This window comes from Streptomyces sp. SBT349 (assembly GCF_001083795.1).
Lineage (GTDB): Bacteria > Actinomycetota > Actinomycetes > Streptomycetales > Streptomycetaceae > Streptomyces.
Genome location: NZ_LAVK01000541.1, coordinates 1 through 3,328, shown reverse-complemented (window position 1 = coordinate 3,328; position 3,328 = coordinate 1). Strand labels below are relative to the sequence as shown.

Genomic DNA, 3,328 nt, shown 5'->3' with positions numbered 1-3,328 from the left:
CGTCGGGAGGCGGGGCGGACGGCTCGGCGGGCGCGGCCTTCGCGCGGGCGTGGGTGACGAGCGCCGCGGCGATGCCGGTGGTGGCCGCGGCGGCGGCGAGCGGGATGCCCCGGTGGCCGCCGTGCACCTCGTGGCGGGAGACGGTGGTCAGGGTCAGGGTGTGGGCGGCGACCAGGCCCGCGGGCGGCAGGGCGGCCAGGGGGCGGTGGCCGGTGGCCGCGCCGAGGAGCAGGTTCAGCGAACGGGCCGAGGCCATGGCGGCGGGCCCGGCCGCGGTGTTCTTCAGGCCCAGGTTGTATCCCCAGGCGGTGGCGGCCAGGGCGCCCGCGGTGGCCAGGGCGGGCCGGGAGCAGGCGGCGGCCAGGCCGAGGCCCGCCGCCGTGAGCGCGGTGGCGGCGGCCAGGGCGGCGGAGGGCCTGATCCGGCCGGAGGGCAGGGGGCGGGTGGGCCGTTCCACCGCGTCGAGCTCTCGGTCGGCCCAGTCGTTGAGGGCCATCCCCGACCAGTACAGGCAGACGGACGTGCCGGCGGCGAGCAGGACGCGCCGCGGGGGCGCGCCGCCCGCCGTGACGGCGCCGGCGAGGATGTCGCCGGGCACCGTCAACGCCGCGGGGCCGCGGAGCAGTTCGATCCAGGCCCCGGCGGTCACGGGTGGTTCCGCAGCGTCTCGGCCAGGGTGAGGAGCTCGCGGTACTGGTCGCCGAGGGCGGCGGGGCCGGTGTCGGGGTCCTTGAAGAAGAAGCCGAGCCCGGGGACGGGTCCGGTGATGCCGGTGGCGTGGGCGCGGGCGACCAGGCGGGCCAGGTCGAGGACGAGGGGCGCGGCGAGGGCCGAGTCGCAGCCCTCCCAGATGGTCTGGAGGACCATGCGGGTGCCGAGGAAGCCGTCGAAGGCGACGTGGTCCCAGGCGGTCTTCCAGTCGCCGAGGGCCGGGACGTTGTCGATGTGGACGGTGCCCTCGGGGAGGCCGCCGAGGTTGTCGCTGAGGACGCGTTCCTTGCCCGCGTTCTTCGCGGCGGCGGCGGCCGGGTCGGCGAGGGCGGCGCCGTCGCCGCCGCCGAGGAGGTTGGTGCCGGACCAGGAGCGGACGTCGAGGGCGCGCTGGGCGAACACCGGGGCGAGCGCGGCGCGCAGGAGGGTCTGGCCGGTCTTGCCGTCGCGTCCGGCGTGCGGGAGCCCGGCGGCCAGGGCGCGTTCGGCGAGGCCGGGGCCGCGCATGCCGGTGGCGGGGGTGAAGTTGACGTAGCCGCAGCCGGCGTCGATGGCGGCGGCGGCGTAGGCGGTCGAGACGGAGGGGTCGGTCTCCACGGTGGCCACGTTGACCACGACCGTGCGGGCCAGCCCGTGGCGGCGGGTGAAGTCGGCGATGTCCAGGGCGGGATCGCCGTTGGGGTAGCGGATCTCGGCGTCGGCCGCGGCGAGTTCGGCGGCTATCGCGGCGGGGAGGCCGTGCGGGAGGACGCCGCCGGCGACCAGTTCCTCGGCGCGCTTGCCGAGCGGGGTGTCGGCGATGTCGTGGCCGCCGATGACCAGGTGGTCCAGGTCGGGGAGTCCCGCGTCGGCGAACGGTGGCAGCGCGGTGACCATGCCGGTGGGCGGGCAGAGTCCCGCGGCGAGCGCCGCTCGTCCCGCGATGGTGGTGGTCGCTACGGAGCCGCGGGCGCCGATGAGCCAGAGGCCCGTGCGTTCTGGGGATGCGGTTGTCACAGGGGGCCCTCCCTTTTCTCGGGGGTGGTGCGGAAGGCGGCCCGGTGCCCGGCCACGCGGAGTGCGTGGCCGGGCACCGGGTGCCGGTGGCGGGGTGGGTTCGGCGTCACCACCCGCGCCACCGTTTCCCGGCTGTACCGGCCGGGTCCGTCCCCGCCGCCCCTCGCGGCGGAAACGGGTCTGTGGGGTGGGGGTTCCAGCATCCCCCGGACGGGGTCCGGGGGCGCCTCCACGGCTGGGGGAGGGTCAGAGGCTCAACTCCTGGATGCGGATGTTCCGGAAGGACACGGTGTCGCCGTCACCGTGGTTCTGTATGCCGATGTGACCTTGGAGGCTACGCGCCGGGTCCTCGTTGGTGAAGTCGTTGATCAACGTCCCGTTGAGGAGGATCTGGAGACGCTCGCCCTCGACGCGTATCTCATAAGTGTTCCACTCCCCCGGCGGATTGAGGCTGGCGTCGCGGGCCTGGAGGTCGGCGGACTGGAAGCCGTAGACGGACCCGGTGGTGCGGTCGTCGGCGTCGGTGGCGTCGATCTGGATCTCATAGCCGTTGTTGACGGCCGACATGGGGTCGTCGGAGGGCGGGAAGCCCACGAAGATCCCGGAGTTGTCGTCGCCCTCCAGGCGCCAGTCGAGCTTCAGGGAGTACGACTCGTACTCCGCCGCCTCGTACCAGAGCATGCCCATGCCGCCGACGGAGGTCAGGCTGCCGTCCTCGTCCTGCGAGAACGAGCCGGGCCCGGCCTGCGCCCAGCCCTCGGTGCCCGTGCCGTCGTACAGCGTGGTGTAGCCGGTCTCGGGGCGGCAGTCCGCCTCGACCACGCCGGACGCCCAGCGGAGGCCGCCGAGGAGGTGGCGCACGAACTCGGGCTCGGCGTAGGACTCCGCGGTGTGGCCGCCGCCGGTGTAGAACGCCCGGCCGCCCTCATACTCCTTGCACCAGGCGATCGGGTGGTCCTCGCCCATCTGGCCGCCCTCGTAGGTGGACTCGTCGAGCGAGGCCAGCACCTGGGCGGTGTCCCGCGGGTTGGTGCGGTAGTCGTACCACTCGTCGGTGCGCTGCCAGACCTCGGGCAGGTGCGCCGTGGCGTCGTGGGCGTGGTTCTCCACGACCACGTCCGCGGGCTGGATGTGCGGGTGCGACTGGAACAGCGCGCCGGCGAGGCCGCTGTACCACTCCCAGTCGTACTCGGTGTCGGCGGCGGCGTGGATGCCCACGTAGCCGCCGCCGTTGTTGATGTAGCCCTCGAACGCGGTCTGCTGCTCGGCGTCGAGCACGTCGCCCGTGGTGGAGAGGAAGGCGACGACCTCGAACTGCTCCAGGTTCGCGGCGGTGAACGCGCCCGCGTCCTCGGTCGCGGTGACCGTGAAGTTGTTCTCGGCGCCCAGCGCGGTGAGGGCGGCGATGCCCTCGTCGATCGAGTCGTGCCGGAAGCCCGCCGTCTTGGAGAAGACGAGCACCTCGTAGGGCGGGTCGTCGGGGGCCGCCGCGGCCGCCGCCGCGGGGGTGGCGGTGCCCGGCATCGTGGCGGAGCGGGCCGGGCTCGCCGTCTACTCGGCGAACCTCGGCTGGCGCGATCTGCCGCTGCGGCGGCTGGTGAGCGAACGGCTCGACGGCATC

2 protein-coding genes and 2 pseudogenes are annotated in these 3,328 nt (G+C 74.5%); 1 reads left to right on the top strand and 3 read right to left on the bottom strand.

Features of this window, described 5'->3' with window-relative positions; all coding sequences use genetic code 11:
- The 3 genes and pseudogenes from ADY01_RS34290 to ADY01_RS34280 form a co-directional block, all read right to left on the bottom strand.
- Positions 1-649 (bottom strand): SCO3242 family prenyltransferase (locus ADY01_RS34290; RefSeq protein WP_049580686.1); only part of this gene is annotated, 649 nt, incomplete at its 3' end.
- Positions 646-1,707: an inositol-3-phosphate synthase gene (locus ADY01_RS34285; protein ID WP_049580685.1), complete on the bottom strand. Its 1,062-nt coding sequence runs from the start codon at positions 1,705-1,707 to the stop codon at positions 646-648. The genes ADY01_RS34285 and ADY01_RS34290, both read right to left, overlap by 4 nt.
- A gap of 255 nt (positions 1,708-1,962) precedes the next feature.
- Positions 1,963-3,213, bottom strand: a pseudogene (locus tag ADY01_RS34280) (ThuA domain-containing protein); the annotation flags it as partial.
- On the opposite strand from ADY01_RS34280, the pseudogene ADY01_RS38700 reads away from it, so the two are divergent.
- Positions 3,197-3,328, top strand: a pseudogene (locus ADY01_RS38700) (ROK family protein); the annotation flags it as partial. The pseudogenes ADY01_RS34280 and ADY01_RS38700 overlap by 17 nt on opposite strands.